This window comes from Xanthomonas arboricola pv. guizotiae, from assembly GCF_002940205.1.
GTDB lineage: Bacteria > Pseudomonadota > Gammaproteobacteria > Xanthomonadales > Xanthomonadaceae > Xanthomonas > Xanthomonas arboricola_C.
Map to the genome: position 1 here is coordinate 65,526 of NZ_MDSK01000013.1, position 14,920 is coordinate 80,445.

Here is a 14,920-nt window from a genome sequence, read left to right on the forward strand (position 1 = left end):
GGAATAAATCTGGGACTGTGATGTGCGGGTGCGGCTGAATCCTGCAGTTGAGCGTGTCGCGAATACGGATACGAGGCAGGTAGCAAATAGGATGCGCGGTTCACCCATGCGAAGTTCACCCGCTCTGGCCTAGGCTTGTCGCCATGACAGATATTCAGTTCGACAACCGCCTGCGTCAGCAGTTGCCTGGTGATCCGGAAGAAGGGCCGCGTCGCCGGGATGTGGTCGCTGCCTGGTCGTCGGTGTCGCCAACGCCGGTCGCAGCGCCAAGGCTGCTGGCCTATTCCGCCGAGATGGCGCAACGACTCGGGCTGGACGAGGCCGAGATGACCAGTGCGCGCTTTGCCGAGGTGTTCGCCGGCAATGCGCTGTACCCGGGCATGCAGCCGTGGGCGGTCAATTATGGCGGGCACCAGTTCGGGCACTGGGCCGGCCAGTTGGGCGACGGCCGCGCAATCTCGCTGGGCGAGGCGATCGGAGTCGATGGCGGTCGTTACGAGCTGCAGCTCAAGGGCGCCGGCCCGACGCCTTATTCGTGCGGTGCCGATGGTCGTGCGGTGTTGCGCTCGTCGATCCGCGAATTCCTGTGCAGCGAAGCGATGCACCACCTGGGCGTGCCGACCACGCGCGCGCTGAGCCTGGTCACCACCGGCGATGCGGTGGTGCGCGACATGTTCTACGACGGCCGGCCGCAGCGCGAGCCGGGCGCGATCGTGTGCCGGGTGGCGCCGTCGTTCATCCGCTTCGGCAACTTCGAGTTGCCCAGTGCGCGCGGCGATCTGGCGCTGCTGCGGCACTGGGTGGACTTCACCATCGCACGCGATTTCCCGCAGCTGGAAGGTGCGGGCGAGCCGTTGTACGCGGCCTGGTTCGCGCAGGTCTGCGAGCGCACCGCGGTGATGGTGGCGCACTGGATGCGGGTGGGCTTCGTGCATGGGGTGATGAATACTGACAACATGTCGATCCTGGGCCTGACCATCGATTACGGCCCCTACGGCTGGGTCGACGACTACGACCCGGACTGGACGCCGAACACCACCGATGCGCAGGGTCGGCGCTATCGCTTCGGCACCCAACCCCAGGTCGCCTATTGGAACCTGGGGCGCCTGGCACAGGCGCTGGCGCCGCTGTTCGCCGACCAGGCGCAGTTGCAGCAGGGGCTGGACCGCTTCCGCAATACCTACCTGGCCTGCGACCGCCGCGACACTGCCGCCAAGTTGGGTCTGGCCGACTGTCGCGACGAGGATCTGCAGCTGATCGATGCGCTGCGCGCGCTGATGCACAACGCGGAAATGGACATGACGCTGACCTTCCGCGGCCTGATCGCATTCGCGCCGGAGCATCCCGATCCTGATCTGCTGCGTGAGGCGTTCTACGACCCGGACAAGCGCCTTGCGCATGCCGCGCAGCTGCAGGAGTGGCTGCAGCGCTACGCCGAGCGGCTGCAGCAGGACACGCTGTCGCCGGAGGCGCGGCGCGAACGCATGCGCCTGGCCAACCCGCGCTACGTGCTGCGCAACTATCTGGCGCAGCAGGCGATCGATCTGGCCGAGCAGGGCGATCCGTCCGGCGTGCAGGAGTTGCTGGAGGTCATGCGTCGCCCGTACGACGACCAGCCGGGCCGCGAGGCGTTCGCTGCGCGGCGGCCGGACTGGGCGCGTGACCGCGCCGGCTGCTCGATGCTGTCCTGCAGTTCCTGACGCGCTCAGATGCAGGTATGTCGTAAACGCGGCGCCACACGCCCGCGCAGCCTAGAATAGGGTGGTCCCCACCGGCCTAGACGCCACCACCACCATGACTGACTGCACCCGCTGCGCCGGCACCCATTCTTCCGGACCCAACCAATGGTCCGAACGGATCCGCGACATCGCCGATTTTCCCAAGCCGGGCATCGTCTTCAAGGACATCACGCCGCTGCTGTCCGATGGCCCGGACTTCGCCTCGGCGCTGGACGAGATGGCGCAGCCCTGGCGCACCACGCCGCTGGATGCGGTGCTTGGCATCGAGGCGCGCGGTTTCATCCTGGGGTCGGCGCTGGCGCGCGAACTGCGCACCGGGTTCGTGCCGGTGCGCAAGCCCGGCAAACTGCCCGGGCGTACGCTGGTCCAGGAATATGCGCTGGAATACGGCAGCGATCGCATCGAAATGCACGAGGACGCGTTGCCACGCGGCGCGCGCGTGTTGATCGTCGACGACGTGCTTGCCACTGGCGGTACGCTGCGCGCGGCCCTGGGTCTGGCCGCACAGCTGGAGCTGGAAGTGGTCGGCGCGGCGGTGCTGGTCGAACTGCTGGCGCTGCAGGGCCGTGAGAAGTGGGCCAACGACGTGCCCTTGCTGGCCACGTTGAGCTACTGATCCAGGCGTGTTGCCGATCGAGCAGCTCGCCGATCAGCCTTTCTAGAAACAGGGATGCGCCTAGAAACAGGGATGCGCAAGCGCGCGCATCCTTTGGAGCGTGCGGCAGGCGCTATCGCCGCCGCCCGATCGGTTGCTCGGCAGGGTCGCTGCCGCGTGTCGCTTACAGCTTGCTGACCCGGAACCGGCGTCCCTTGATCTTGCCCGCATGCAGATGCGCCAGCGCCTTGGCGACCTGCGCGCGGGCGATGGCGACATAGGAGCGGGTGGGGTAGATCGCGATCTTGCCGATCGCCGCGCCCGACAGTCCGGCTTCGCCGGTCAGTGCGCCGAGAATGTCGCCGGCACGCAGCTTGTCGGTCTTGCCGCCGTCGATGCGCAGCGTGGTCATGGCCGCCTGCGGCAGCTGCGCCGGGCGGGCAGTGGCCAGGGGCGCGCGCGACCACTTCAGCGGCTGGCCCTGTTCGGCTTCCAGCGCCTGCGCGCGGCCGCTCTCGCGCGCGGCCACCAGGCTGAGCGCCAATCCACGCTTGCCGGCGCGCGCGGTGCGGCCGATGCGGTGGCGGTAGGTTTCGGTATCGGTGGGCAGCTCGTAGTTGACCACGGCCGAGAGGTCTTCCACGTCCAGCCCGCGTGCGGCCACATCGCTGGCCACCAGCACGTTGCAGCTGCGGTTGACGAAACGCACCAATACTTCGTCGCGGTCGCGCTGTTCCATGTCGCCGTGCAGCGCGAGCGCGGAGAAGCCGAACTCCTGCAGCGAGCCGGCCACCTCGTCCACTTCCTTGCGGGTATTGCAGAACACCACGCTGGATTCGGGATTGAAGCGCAGCAGCAGGCCGGCGACCGCCTTCTGCCGGTAGCTCGGATCGACCTCGAAGAATTGCTGGTCGATTTCCGGCGCGTTGTCGGCGCCCTCGACGGTGATTTCGACCGGGTCCTTGAGGATCTCGCGCGCCAGCGTGCGGATGGTGTCGGGGAAGGTGGCCGAGAACAGCAGGCTCTGGCGGTGCTTGTCGCAGCGGCTGGCGATCTCGCGGATGGGTTCCTCGAAGCCCATGTCGAGCATGCGGTCGGCCTCGTCCAGCACCAGCGTGCGCACCCCGCCCAGATGCAGGGCGCGCTTGCGGGCCAGTTCCTGGATGCGGCCGGGCGTGCCGACCACCACTTGCGGGTCGTGCGCTTCCAGCGAGGCCAGCTGCGGGCCGAGCGGCATGCCGCCGGTCAGCACCACCAGCTTCATGTTGGGGATGCCGGTGGCCAGTTTGCGCAGCTGCTTGCCGACCTGGTCGGCCAGTTCGCGGGTGGGGCACAGCACCAGCGCCTGCGCGCGGGTCAGCGCCGGGTCGAGCTTCTGCAGCAGGCCCAGCCCGAAGGCGGCGGTCTTGCCGCTGCCGGTCGGCGCCTGGGCGATGACGTCCAGCCCCTGCAGGATCGGCGGCAGGCTCTGTGCCTGGATGGGAGTGAGGACGGTGTAGCCAAGGGCGTCGATACCGGGGGCCAGGGCCGGCGACAGCGGCAGCGCGGAGAATTCGTTCATGGCGCATTTTAGCGGGAATCGGGAGTGGGGAATCGGGAATCGGGAATCGCAACGGCGAGGGCGTTTCCCATTCCCGATTCACCATTCCCGATTCCCGTACAATTGGCCCATGCCTTTAATCACTCTGCAAAGCGTCGACTACAGTGTCGGCGGCCCCTTGTTGCTGGAAAAAACCGACCTCACGATCGAGCCGGGCGAGCGTATCGCCCTGATCGGCCGCAACGGCGCCGGCAAATCGACCTTGATGAAACTGATTGCCGGCGAGCTCAAGCCCGACGACGGTGAAGTGCGCGTGCAACAGGGCGTGCGCATCGCGCGGCTGGAGCAGGAAGTGCCGCAGGGCACCGGCGGCAGCGTGTTCGATGTGGTGGCCGACGGCCTGGGCGAGCTGGGTCATTGGCTGGCCGAGTTCCATCAGCTCAGCCATGCCGAGGTGTTCGATGCCGACGCGTTCGGCAAGGTGCAGGCCAAGATCGATGCGGCCGACGGCTGGGCGCTGGATCAGCGCGTCAGCGAGACGCTGACCAAGCTGGAACTGGACGGCGATGCGGAGTTTGCGCGGTTGTCCGGCGGCATGAAGCGGCGCGTGCTGCTGGCGCGCTCGCTGGTGTCCTCGCCGGATGTGCTGCTGCTGGACGAGCCGACCAACCACCTGGACATCGAAGCCATCGACTGGCTGGAAACCTTTCTGAAAGGCTGGAACGGCAGCGTGCTGTTCGTCACCCATGACCGGCGCTTCCTGCGTGCGTTGGCCACTCGCATCGTCGAGATCGATCGTGGTCAGGTCACCAGCTGGCCGGGCGACTGGGCCAATTACGAGCGGCGCCGCGAAGAGCGGCTCAATGCGCAGGCGCAGGAAAACGCGCGCTTCGACAAGCTGCTGGCGCAGGAAGAAATCTGGATTCGTCAGGGTATCAAGGCGCGGCGTACCCGCGACGAAGGCCGCGTACGGCGTCTGGAATCGATGCGCAACGAGCGCGTGCAGCGCCGCGACCTGACCGGCAACGTGCGCATGGAAGTCTCGCAGGGCGAGTCCTCCGGCAAGAAGGTGATCGAGGCCAAGGAAGTCGGTTTCGCATTCGGCGCGCGCACGATGGTCAAGGATTTTTCGACCATCATCCAGCGCGGCGACCGCATCGGGCTGATCGGCCCCAACGGCAGCGGCAAGACCACCTTGCTGAAGTTGCTGCTGGGCGATCTGCAGGCGCAGCAGGGCGAGATCCGCATCGGCACCAATCTGCAGATCGCCTACTTCGACCAGTACCGTTCCACGCTGCGCGAGGACTGGAGCGCGATCGAGAACGTGGCCGAAGGCCGCGACTTCATCGAGATCAACGGCAAGCGCAAGCATGTGCATGCGTATCTGCAGGACTTTTTGTTCACCCCCGAGCGCGCACGTGCGCCGATCACCCGGCTGTCCGGCGGCGAGCGCAATCGGCTGCTGCTGGCCCGCCTGTTCGCGCAGCCGTCCAACCTGCTGGTGATGGACGAACCGACCAACGATCTGGACGTGGAAACGCTGGAGCTGCTGGAAGAGCTGCTGGGCGAGTACACCGGCACCTTGTTGCTGGTCAGCCATGACCGCGACTTCCTCGACAACGTGGTGACCTCCACCCTGGTGATGGAGGGCGAGGGCCTGATCGGCGATTACGTCGGCGGGTACAGCGATTCGCTGCGTCAGCGTCGCACCCCGGCGCCTAACGCGATGGCGGTCGCCAAGGCATCGGCGACGGCGGCGGCAACCACGCCGGTGGCGGCTGCGCTGCCGGCCGATGCCGCGCCCAAGCGCAAGCTCAGCTACAAGGACGCGCGTGAGCTGGAGCAATTGCCGGCCTTGATCGAAACCCTGGAGCAGCAGGTCGCGGCATTGACCGAGGCGATGAACGACCCGGCCTTCTACCAGCGCGACAGTGCGGCGATGGCCGCGCATACGGCCGCATTGGGCGATGCGCAGGCTCGGCTGGATGCGGCGTTCGCGCGCTGGAGCGAACTGGATAGTTGATGGTCGGGCCGGCGCGCGACTGCGGGCCGGCCTTGTGGATGTTTGGCGCACACAGCTTGCAAGCTCGCACCACATGTTCACTGCGCGGTGGCAGCCGTGGGGGCAGCGCGTCGCGTAAAACGCGCGATGGATACGCACCGGGGTAATCACCGATCATCCGCGCGCTGTGTCTGATGACCGTGCTGTGTACTAGCGGTCGTGCAGTGCGTCTCGCAGGCAGCGCCTAGTCGCAGGCGCTCGCAGGCGCCACGAATGCCGCAAACGTGAGCCCGCGCGCGGCCCAGGCGGTAGCCGCTTCGTCGAGGATGTCCAGCAAGGTGTCGCGGTCGTTCGGCGCAGTGCGGGCCAGCGCATCGGCGCCGTCGATCAGCAGCGCATAGCCATGCGCCGCCGGCAGCCATGCCAGATCGCGCAAGGCATCGGAGAGCGCGTCCCAGTTGCGGCCGAAGCCAGCCGGGAAGTCCAGCTGGGTGGCCAGGCGCATCAGCAGCCTGTGCTTGTCGTCGCAGCTGGCCAGGTCCACGCGCAGGATGTGCAGGCCGGCATCGCGTGCGAGCGCGGCCATGGTGTCCAGATCGTCGGTCTCGGCTTGGTAGATGCCCGATTGCTGTGGATCCGACAGATCCAGTGCGAAGTCGCCTGCGCTCATGGCGCCTGCTCCGGGGCCGGACCCTGGAACGATCTGAAACTCTGGTAATGATCGTCGCTGTAATACCACGCCTGCGGCGGCGTACCGCCGGTGACGATGCGGCGCGCGCCGCGATCGGGGCTGCCCGGGGTTTCCACGGTGTATTCGTGGTAGTAGCCGCGCGGACGCTCGGGCAGTCGCTGCTCACGATTGCCGAACACGCTGCCGTCCTGCGGATGCGGGAATGGCCCGCCGCGCTGGATCAGCACGATCGTGGCCATTGCCTCGGTCGGCAGAAACCCCGGCAACGCTGGCTGCTGCGGTGAGCGTTCTACCGGTGCTGCGGCGGCGATCGGCGCGCTGAGCTGCGGCGCGAAGTGCGGCTTGGGTGTCTGCATCGCGCGCATGCCCCATAACCCGGCGACGAGCAGCACGATGGCGACGATCAGCAGAGCGGGCTTGCGCATGACGGTTCCGGAAACAGGGTGTGGAGATGGCAGAGCAAGTATGCCGCTGCGCGACTGTGTCGACTTTGAACGCGCCGGACGGCGGGGCGGTTCACGCCCAAGTAACCGGGGCATGGTGCAAGGTGTGCAGCGAACACGACGCGGCATGCGATGGGATGAAGTTTCCCTGCCAATACCCTTGGTAAGCGCCGCCGCCGTCCTTACCATCTACCCCGCAACGCCCGGTCTTCGCCGGGCGGCAAGTCCAGGAGACACGCATGGCCTACACCCTCCCGCAGTTGCCCTACGCCTACGACGCGCTGGAACCGAACATCGATGCGCAGACGATGGAAATCCATCACACCAAGCATCACCAGACCTATATCAACAACGTCAACGCGGCGCTGGAAGGGACCGAGTACGCCGACCTGCCGGTGGAAGAGCTGGTGTCCAAGCTGAAGAGCCTGCCGGAAAACCTGCAGGGCCCGGTGCGCAACAACGGTGGTGGCCACGCCAACCATTCGCTGTTCTGGACCGTGCTGTCGCCCAATGGCGGCGGTGAGCCCAAGGGCGAGTTCGCCAAGGCGATCGACAAGGACATCGGTGGTTTCGAGAAGTTCAAGGAAGCCTTCACCAAGGCCGCCGTCAGCCGTTTCGGCTCGGGCTGGGCCTGGTTGAGCGTGACCCCGGACAAGAAGCTGGTGGTGGAAAGCACCGCCAACCAGGACAGCCCGCTGTTCGAAGGCAACACCCCGATCCTGGGTCTGGACGTGTGGGAGCACGCGTACTACTTGAAGTACCAGAACCGTCGCCCGGAATACATCGGCGCGTTCTACAACGCGGTGAACTGGGAAGAGGTCGAGCGCCGCTACCGCGCCGCGATCGCCTGACGTCCTGCATCAGCGCTAGGTTCCGCGTAGCGCTGTTGTAGGAGCGACCCTGGTCGCGAGAGGCCTTGCCGGGAAAGCCCGTCGCGCTCGGGCGCGCTCCTACGGTGTGCGGCGCGGATTGGTTTTGCATCGAACTGGAACGCACAAGGCCGGGGGCGATCCCGGCCTTATGCATTGGCCGCGCGCCGTTGTAGGAGCGACCCTGGTCGCGAGAGGCTTTACCGGGAAAGCCCCGTCGCGCTCGGGCGCGCTCCTACGGTGTGCGGTGCCGATTGGTTTGGCGTCGAGCTGGAACACACAAGGCCGGGAGCAACCCCGGCCTTGTGTGTTTGCTGCGCGCCGTTGTAGGAGCGACCCTGGTCGCGAGAGGCTTTACCGGGAAAGCCCCTCGCGCTCGGGCGCGCTCCTACGGTGTGCGGGCGTCGAGCAGAACTTGGGGGCCGGCAGCGATCAGAATTTGGCGTCGAATTCGCGGGCGTAGCCGGTGTTGACGATGACCTTCTGCAGCGCGTCGCTGATCTTGATGTTGCCGGCCACGATCTGCTGTGTTTCCGGGCCCATGTTGTCCATGCGCGGCGGGGTGGCACCCTTGTAGTCGCAGACGCGGCCACCGGCTTCGCGCACCAGCAGCACGCCGGCCGCGATATCCCAGGCTTTGACGCCGGCCTCGAAATACGCATCGGCGCGGCCGCAGGCCACATAGGCCAGGTCCAGCGCGGCAGAACCGGTACGACGCACATCCTCTGCCTGCACCAGCAACGCATCGACGCACTTCAGCTGCGCACTGGTGCGTGCGCGCTCGCGCGGCGGGAAGCCGGTGTGGACCATCGCGCCTTCCAGGTCCTTGCGCTCGGCGATGCGGATGCGGCGGTCGTTGAGCACCGCGCCGGCGCCGCGGCTGGCAGTGAACAGCTCGTTGCGCAGCGGGTCGAAGATCACCGCGTCGGTGGGCTCGCCGTTTTCCACCAGCGCGATCGACACGCAGTAATGCGGGAAGCCGCGCAGATAGTTGCTGGTGCCGTCCAGCGGGTCGATGACCCAGGTATAGCGGCCACTCTTGCCACCTTGCACGCCGCCTTCTTCGCCGAACACGGCGTACTCGGGGTAGCCGCGCTTGAGTTCCTTGATGATGACCTTCTCGGCATCGGCATCGACTTCGCTGGCGTAGTCCATGCGGCCTTTCTGCACCACGTTGAGCGCGTCGAGCTTGTTGATACCGCGCAACAGCACGTTGCCGGCGAGGCGGGCGGCTTTGACCATGACGGTGACGGCGGGTTTCTGCATGGTTAAAGCTCCCGTGAAGGCAGAATCGAAAATGGCGAAGGTAAAAGAGCGGTCCGGCACCAAAGCCGGCCGCGCAGTTTACCATCTACTGCCGAATCGCTCCCCAATCTCCGTTCATGTCCGTCAGCCAGCGCATCCGTTTCGTTCTTGTCGGCACCCAGCACACAGGCAACATCGGCGCCGCCGCGCGCGCGATGAAGACGATGGGCGTGTCGCGCCTGGTGCTGGTGGCGCCGGAGCGTGCGCTGGACGAAGATGCCTATCGGCGTTCGGCCGGTGCCGAGGACGTGCTCGGCGAGGCGCCGATCTTCGCCACCCTGGCCGAGGCGGTGGCCGATTGCACCCTGGTGATCGGCTGCACCGCGCGTGCGCGCCGGGTCGCGCTGGAAGAGCTGCCGCCGGACGCGGGCGCGCGCCGTGCCTGGGCCAAGGCCGGCGAACCGGCCGAGGTGGCGATCGTGTTCGGCCGCGAGCGCACCGGCCTGACCAACGACGAGCTGCAGCTCTGCCATGCGGCGCTGCATATCCCGTCCGACCCGGCGTTCAGCTCGCTCAACCTGGCGGCGGCGGTACAAGTCGTGGCGTACGAGGTGCGGCTGGCGCAGCTGGCGGCCGGCGAAGCGGAGGCTGCGCCCGCCGCGGCGGCCGGCGCGCTGCGCGAGGGCCCGGCCAGCCATGCCCAACTGGAAGGCCTGTTCGGCCAGTTGGGCCAGACCCTGGACGAGATCGACTTCCACAAGGGGCGCGCGCCGGAATCGGCGATGCGCAAGCTGCGGCGGCTGCTGTTGCGCGCGGACATGAGCGAGCAGGAAGTGCGTCTGCTGCGCGGCATTCTGTCCGACGCGCAGCGCATGGCCATGCTGGCAAAGCGCGACGGAAACTGACGTCTGTCACATCTCGAAAGATTCGGCTAGGCTGTCGGCGGCTCTAGGGGAGTGTCCGTTTTGCGCGGTCTACGATGGTGTCTGATTGCCTGCGGGCTGTTGGCCGGGGCAGGCTTGGCCGCGACGGCGACAGCGGCGCCTTCCCCGGTATTGGTGCTTGGACGGATCAGCGACGATCCCGCCACCCATTACGCGCAACTCAAGCCCCTGCTGGACTACGTGGTGCCGCGCATGCGCGGGGTCGGTATCCGCCGTGGCGAAATCCTGATGGCGCCGGATGCGCGGCAGATGGCCAGTTACCTGCGGCGCGGCCGCGTCGACTGGGTCAGCGAAACCACCGGTGCGGCAATGCTGCTGGAACAGCGCGGCAGTGCGCACCCGCTGGTGATGACCGAGCGCGCCGGCTTGCGCGAGTTCCATACGGTGTTCTTCGTCCGCCGCGACAGCCCGATCCAGTCGCTCAAGCAGTTGCGCGGGCACACCCTGGCGTTGCAGAACGCCTCCTCCACCAGCGGCTATCTGCTGCCGATGCTGGAACTGGTGCGCAACGGCATCGCCTGCGATGTGCTGCTGTCGCCGGACGACAGCCAGATACCGGGCTCGGTGGGTTACCTGATGGTCGGATCGAAGCTGAATATCTCCGCCTTCGTGCATCAGCACCTGATCGATGCGGGTGCCTTCAGCAATGCCGACTGGGACGACGAACGCCACCTGCCGCAGGTGTTCAAGCGCGACTTCCGTATCGTCCATCGCAGTGCGCCGGTGCCGCGCGCGGTGGAGATGGTGCGCACCGGCATGGATCCGGCGGTGGAACGGCGGCTGCGCGTGGTGCTGCTGCAGGCGGCCTCCGATCCCAAGGCCGGGCAGGCCCTGAAGCGCTTCTTCGGCACCACCGCCTTCCACCCGCTGGATGCTGCCAGCCGCCGCCGCCTGGATGCGCTCAGCGCCGGCTTGCAACGCGTCAGGGATCAAGTGGAATGACTCAGGTGCGCTTCGGGTTGCAGGCACGCTTTCTGTTGGTGATGGCGCTGACGCTGCTGCTGGTCGGTGCGATCCTGGCGTCGCTGCTGCAGCGCCAGAGCGCGATGCAGCGCGAGGTGCGCGGGCTCAGCGCGCAGATCCTGCACGAGCTGTTCGATCACAGCCTGCGCACGCGTGGCGAGACCCTGGCCACCGAACTGGCGAACGGCCTGGCCAATCCGCTGTACTACTCCGACCTGGGCACGGTGGGTGCGCTGGTGCGCAACGCCTCGCGGCAGCAGGTGGTGAGCTACGTGCTGGTGTTCGATCGACGCGGCCGGCTGGTGCACGACGGCTCGCCGGATCTGCAGCATTACGGCCAGGCCATGACCGACCCGCTCGCGGCCAGGGCGGTGGCCGCGCGCGCCATGCTGTTGCAGTCCTCGCCGGAAGTATTGGACGTGACGATGCCGATCAAGATCGGCGACCAGCGCATCGGCGGGGTGCGGGTGGGCATGTCGCGCGAGCGGGTGCGCAAGGTCGAATCCGGTGCCAACCTGACCCTGGTGCAGAACCTCAACGCGATCGGCAAGCGCGATCTGGGCTGGCTGCTGGTGCTGTTGGCCGCGCTGGTGGCGCTGGGGGTGCTGTTGGCCATCTACGTGCAGCGCACGCTGGTGGCGCCGGTGCGGTTGCTGGCGGCGGCCGCGCGCCAGATCGAGCGTGGCGACTATGCGGTGCAGCTGCCGCCGCATCCGCGCAACGACGAGATCGGCGAGTTGATTTCCGCCTTCGGCCGCATGAGCGAGAGCATCGCCCGGCACGATCGCGAGGTGCGCCACATGGCCTACACCGACGCGCTGACCGGGCTGACCAACCGGCTGGGGTTCCGCGAGGGCCTGGACCATCTGCTCAACACCGCCCGCAGCACCGACAGCAAGCTGGCGCTGCTGTTCGCCGATATCGACGACTTCAAGCGCGTCAACGACACGCTGGGCCACGAGGCCGGCGACGAGGCGCTACTGCAGTTCGCCAGCCGCATCAGCCGCGCGGTCGGTGCGTTGGGCGGCGACGATGCGATCCTGGCGCGCTTTGGCGGCGACGAGTTCGTGATCCTGCTGCAGAGCGGCGATGTCGGCCTGCTTGCCGCCCAGTTGGCGGACCGGCTGGTGCACGAATTGAGCCGGCCCTTGAACGTGCAGGGCCGGGAAGTGTTCCTGGGCACCTCGATCGGCATCACGCTGTTCCCGGACGATGCCAGCAACGCCACCGCGTTGCTGAAGAACGGCGACATCGCGATGTACCAGGCCAAGGTCGCCGGCAAGAACTGCCATCGCTTCTACAGCCGCGCCGCCGATCATGCGGTGGAGCGGCGCGTGCACATGGAGCACGAGCTGCGCGGGGCCTGGGATCGCGATGAACTGCGGCTGGTCTATCAGCCGATCTACCGCACCAGCGACCGGGTGCTGGTGGGGGTGGAAGTGCTGCTGCGCTGGCAGCACCCGGCGCTGGGCACGATTGCGCCGTCCACCTTTATCGACATCGCCGAGCAGAGCGGCCTGATCGAAGTGATCGGCCCCAAGGTGCTGCGCGCGGCCTGCCTGGAGGCGGCGCAATGGCCGGTGGTGGGCGAAGGCTTGTTCATCTCGGTCAACGTCTCGCCGCGTCAGCTGCGCAGTGGCGACCTGATCGACACCGTGGCAGAGTGCCTGGCCGAGTCCGGCCTGCCGGCTGCGCGGCTGCACCTGGAGCTGACCGAAACGGCGGTGATCGGCGACGAAATGATGGCCGCCAGCCTGCTCGATCAATTGCATCGCACCGGCGTGAAGGTGTGGCTGGACGACTTCGGCACCGGATTCTCCGGTTTGAGCCATCTGCGCCAGGTGCCGGTGGACGGGGTCAAGATCGACAAGAGTTTCATCGCCGACCTGCAGCGCGACCCGGACGATCTGGCGCTGACCACGGCCATCATCGGCATGGCGCATTCGCTGGGCATCACGGTGGTGGCCGAGGGCATCGAGCAGGAAGCCCAGTTCAACCTGCTGCGCGAGCGCGGCTGCGACCTGGGCCAGGGCTACTGGTTCAGCCGCCCGCTGAGCCCGGCCGACATGGTCAAGCTGATCGCCGCGGGCTGATCAGCGTAGGAGCGCACCCGGGCGCGACGAAGCATGACCGGTAACGCCCGTCGCGCCCGGGTGCGCTGCTACGATCCGATGTGTTCGAGCTGGTGGTTACAGCGGCCGTTTGCCGGTGTCGCCGGGAATTTCGCGCACCAGGCGCGGCACCAGGTAGCCGGACAGGCGCGTGGCCAGCTCGGTGTGCAGCGCGCGCGCGCGCGCATCGTCGACTTCGAAATGCGCCACGCCGGCGACCCGGTCGAGCTGGTGCAGATAATACGGCAGCACGCCGGCGGCGAAGCTGCGTTCGCTCAGGGCCGCCAGCGCGTCCACGCTGTCGTTGACGCCGCGCAGCAGCACGGCCTGGTTGAGCAACTGCGCGCCGGCCTCGCGCAGGGCGCGCATGGTGGTGTCCACCGCGGTATCGAATTCGTTGGCGTGGTTGGCATGCACCACCAAGGCCACCTGCCACGGCAGGCTGCGCAGCCAGGCCAGCAGTGGCGCATCCACGCGCTCGGGCAGCACGATCGGCAGGCGGCTGTGGATGCGCAGGCGTTTGAGATGCGGGATGGCCGCCAGCGCGTCGGTGAGTTCGGCCAGCTTGGGCGTGACCAGCGAGAGCGGGTCGCCGCCGGAGAGCAGCACTTCGTCGATGCCGGGGTCGGCTGCGATCGTGGCGACCGCGTCGCGCCATCCGTCGCGCGCGGCGGTTTCCTCGGCATACGGGAAGTGGCGGCGGAAGCAGTAGCGGCAGTGCACCGCGCAGCTGCCGGTGGCGATCAGCAGCGCGCGGCCGCGGTATTTCTGGATCACCCCGGCGGCGGTCCTGGCGGCGCCATCGCCGACCGCATCCAGGCCGAAGCCGGGCACCGGCCGCATTTCATCGTCCAGCGGCAGCACCTGGCGCAGCAGCGGGTCGTGCAGGTCGCCACGGCGCATGCGCGCCACGAATGCCTGCGGCACCCGCAGCGGGAACTGCGCGGCGGCGGCATCGCTGATGCCGGCCGCCTGCGCGTCCAGGCCCAGCAGCGCCAGCAGCGCGCGCGGGTCGCGCACGGCGTCGCGCCACTGCTGCTGCCAGCGCGGCGGTTGCAGGGTGGGAGGCGGAGATGGCTGCAAGGCGAGGGGGGCTGCGGGTATCATGTGCGGTCACAAAACCAATGCCCGCCAGTTGCGGCGGGCGCCCCATTCTAATCCGACCTGCCACGGCCTGTGGCGGGTCGTGGTCTTATCGAGGAGCTGCACCATGGCCACTGTTGGCATGAACGACGTCAAGAACGGCATGAAGATCCTGGTCAACAACGAGCCGGCGGTCATCACCGAGACCGAATACGTCAAGCCGGGCAAGGGCCAGGCCTTCACCCGCATGAAGTACCGCTTCATCAAGTCCGGCCGCGTGGTCGAAATGACCATGAAGGCGACCGACGATGTGGAAGTGGCCGACGTGGTCGATACCGACATGCGCTACCTGTACAGCGATGGCGAGTACTGGCACTTCATGGACCCGGAAACCTTCGAGCAGGTGCAGACCGACAAGGCCGGCATGGGCGGCGCCGACAAGTGGCTGAAGGGTGAGGAAGACTGCATCGTGACGCTGTGGAACGGTACGCCGATCTGGGTGCAGCCGCCGAACTTCGTCGAGCTGAAGATCACCGAGACCGATCCGGGCGTGCGCGGCGATACCTCCGGCGGCGGCGGCAAGCCGGCGACGCTGGAAACCGGCGCGGTGGTGCGCGTGCCGCTGTTCGTCAACCAGGACGAAATCATCAAGGTCGACACCCGCTCGGGCGAATACTCGGCGCGCGTCAAGTAAG

13 protein-coding genes are annotated in these 14,920 nt (G+C 67.3%); 8 read left to right on the forward strand and 5 right to left on the reverse strand.

Translation table 11 applies throughout. From position 1 onward, the window contains the following. The first annotated feature begins 143 nt into the window (after nt 1–143). Nucleotides 144–1,700 carry a protein adenylyltransferase SelO gene (locus XarbCFBP7408_RS10035; protein WP_104562826.1) on the forward strand — a complete coding sequence of 519 codons (1,557 nt, stop codon included), beginning with the start codon at nt 144–146 and terminating at the stop codon, nt 1,698–1,700. Nucleotides 1,701–1,794: 94 nt separating this feature from the next. Then, nucleotides 1,795–2,355 (forward strand): adenine phosphoribosyltransferase, encoded by a 561-nt coding sequence (locus XarbCFBP7408_RS10040; protein WP_104562868.1) that lies wholly within the window; start codon nt 1,795–1,797, stop codon nt 2,353–2,355. Nucleotides 2,356–2,518: 163 nt separating this feature from the next. Here the strand turns inward: XarbCFBP7408_RS10040 and dbpA are convergent, their stop codons facing one another. Then, nucleotides 2,519–3,895 carry an ATP-dependent RNA helicase DbpA gene (dbpA, locus tag XarbCFBP7408_RS10045; RefSeq protein WP_104562827.1) on the reverse strand — a complete coding sequence of 459 codons (1,377 nt, stop codon included), beginning with the start codon at nt 3,893–3,895 and terminating at the stop codon, nt 2,519–2,521. Nucleotides 3,896–4,004: 109 nt separating this feature from the next. Between dbpA and XarbCFBP7408_RS10050 the strand changes: the two genes are divergently transcribed. Beyond that, entirely contained in the window at nt 4,005–5,897 is a 1,893-nt protein-coding gene (locus tag XarbCFBP7408_RS10050) for an ATP-binding cassette domain-containing protein (protein WP_104562828.1), read from the forward strand. A gap of 223 nt (nt 5,898–6,120) precedes the next feature. On the opposite strand, the gene XarbCFBP7408_RS10055 is transcribed toward XarbCFBP7408_RS10050, so the two are convergent. After that, nucleotides 6,121–6,546 (reverse strand): barstar family protein, encoded by a 426-nt coding sequence (locus tag XarbCFBP7408_RS10055; protein WP_104562829.1) that lies wholly within the window; start codon nt 6,544–6,546, stop codon nt 6,121–6,123. Next, nucleotides 6,543–6,992, reverse strand: coding sequence for a ribonuclease domain-containing protein (locus XarbCFBP7408_RS10060; protein ID WP_104562830.1), 450 nt, complete (start codon nt 6,990–6,992; stop codon nt 6,543–6,545). Before XarbCFBP7408_RS10060 ends, XarbCFBP7408_RS10055 begins: the two co-directional genes overlap by 4 nt. 257 nt (nt 6,993–7,249) lie before the next feature. Here XarbCFBP7408_RS10060 and XarbCFBP7408_RS10065 point away from each other — a divergent pair, with 257 nt between their 5' ends. Then, nucleotides 7,250–7,861 (forward strand): superoxide dismutase, encoded by a 612-nt coding sequence (locus XarbCFBP7408_RS10065; RefSeq protein ID WP_104562831.1) that lies wholly within the window; start codon nt 7,250–7,252, stop codon nt 7,859–7,861. A 450-nt stretch (nt 7,862–8,311) separates the two neighbouring features. Here the strand turns inward: XarbCFBP7408_RS10065 and XarbCFBP7408_RS10070 are convergent, their stop codons facing one another. Continuing rightward, nucleotides 8,312–9,145 carry an inositol monophosphatase family protein gene (locus XarbCFBP7408_RS10070; RefSeq protein ID WP_039521909.1) on the reverse strand — a complete coding sequence of 278 codons (834 nt, stop codon included), beginning with the start codon at nt 9,143–9,145 and terminating at the stop codon, nt 8,312–8,314. Between the two features lie 116 nt (nt 9,146–9,261). Here XarbCFBP7408_RS10070 and XarbCFBP7408_RS10075 point away from each other — a divergent pair, with 116 nt between their 5' ends. The 3 genes from XarbCFBP7408_RS10075 to XarbCFBP7408_RS10085 are packed head-to-tail and all read left to right on the forward strand — an operon-like array spanning nt 9,262 to nt 13,124. After that, complete coding sequence (locus XarbCFBP7408_RS10075) at nt 9,262–10,029, forward strand: RNA methyltransferase (protein WP_104562832.1); 768 nt, start codon at nt 9,262–9,264, stop codon at nt 10,027–10,029. Between the two features lie 51 nt (nt 10,030–10,080). Next, nucleotides 10,081–11,010: a phosphate/phosphite/phosphonate ABC transporter substrate-binding protein gene (locus XarbCFBP7408_RS10080; protein WP_181106553.1), complete on the forward strand. Its 930-nt coding sequence runs from the start codon at nt 10,081–10,083 to the stop codon at nt 11,008–11,010. Next, nucleotides 11,007–13,124, forward strand: coding sequence for a putative bifunctional diguanylate cyclase/phosphodiesterase (locus XarbCFBP7408_RS10085; RefSeq protein WP_104562834.1), 2,118 nt, complete (start codon nt 11,007–11,009; stop codon nt 13,122–13,124). Before XarbCFBP7408_RS10080 ends, XarbCFBP7408_RS10085 begins: the two co-directional genes overlap by 4 nt. Before the next feature lie 96 nt (nt 13,125–13,220). Here the strand turns inward: XarbCFBP7408_RS10085 and epmB are convergent, their stop codons facing one another. Next, the gene (gene epmB / locus XarbCFBP7408_RS10090; RefSeq protein WP_104562835.1) at nt 13,221–14,249 is read right to left on the reverse strand and encodes an EF-P beta-lysylation protein EpmB; all 1,029 of its coding nucleotides are present in this window, start codon (nt 14,247–14,249) and stop codon (nt 13,221–13,223) included. Between the two features lie 103 nt (nt 14,250–14,352). Here epmB and efp point away from each other — a divergent pair, with 103 nt between their 5' ends. Further along, entirely contained in the window at nt 14,353–14,919 is a 567-nt protein-coding gene (efp, locus tag XarbCFBP7408_RS10095) for an elongation factor P (protein WP_007962665.1), read from the forward strand. The last annotated feature ends 1 nt before the right edge of the window (nt 14,920 follow it).

Excerpts from the sequence above, each read along its gene's own strand:
- XarbCFBP7408_RS10035 (WP_104562826.1), top strand. The coding sequence starts at position 144 with ATGACAGATATTCAGTTCGACAACCGCCTGCGTCAGCAGTTGCCTGGT.
- XarbCFBP7408_RS10040 (WP_104562868.1), top strand. The coding sequence starts at position 1,795 with ATGACTGACTGCACCCGCTGCGCCGGCACCCATTCTTCCGGACCCAAC.
- dbpA (WP_104562827.1), bottom strand. The coding sequence starts at position 3,895 with ATGAACGAATTCTCCGCGCTGCCGCTGTCGCCGGCCCTGGCCCCCGGT.
- XarbCFBP7408_RS10050 (WP_104562828.1), top strand. The coding sequence starts at position 4,005 with ATGCCTTTAATCACTCTGCAAAGCGTCGACTACAGTGTCGGCGGCCCC.
- XarbCFBP7408_RS10055 (WP_104562829.1), bottom strand. The coding sequence starts at position 6,546 with ATGAGCGCAGGCGACTTCGCACTGGATCTGTCGGATCCACAGCAATCG.
- XarbCFBP7408_RS10060 (WP_104562830.1), bottom strand. The coding sequence starts at position 6,992 with ATGCGCAAGCCCGCTCTGCTGATCGTCGCCATCGTGCTGCTCGTCGCC.
- XarbCFBP7408_RS10065 (WP_104562831.1), top strand. The coding sequence starts at position 7,250 with ATGGCCTACACCCTCCCGCAGTTGCCCTACGCCTACGACGCGCTGGAA.
- XarbCFBP7408_RS10070 (WP_039521909.1), bottom strand. The coding sequence starts at position 9,145 with ATGCAGAAACCCGCCGTCACCGTCATGGTCAAAGCCGCCCGCCTCGCC.
- XarbCFBP7408_RS10075 (WP_104562832.1), top strand. The coding sequence starts at position 9,262 with ATGTCCGTCAGCCAGCGCATCCGTTTCGTTCTTGTCGGCACCCAGCAC.
- XarbCFBP7408_RS10085 (WP_104562834.1), top strand. The coding sequence starts at position 11,007 with ATGACTCAGGTGCGCTTCGGGTTGCAGGCACGCTTTCTGTTGGTGATG.
- epmB (WP_104562835.1), bottom strand. The coding sequence starts at position 14,249 with ATGATACCCGCAGCCCCCCTCGCCTTGCAGCCATCTCCGCCTCCCACC.
- efp (WP_007962665.1), top strand. The coding sequence starts at position 14,353 with ATGGCCACTGTTGGCATGAACGACGTCAAGAACGGCATGAAGATCCTG.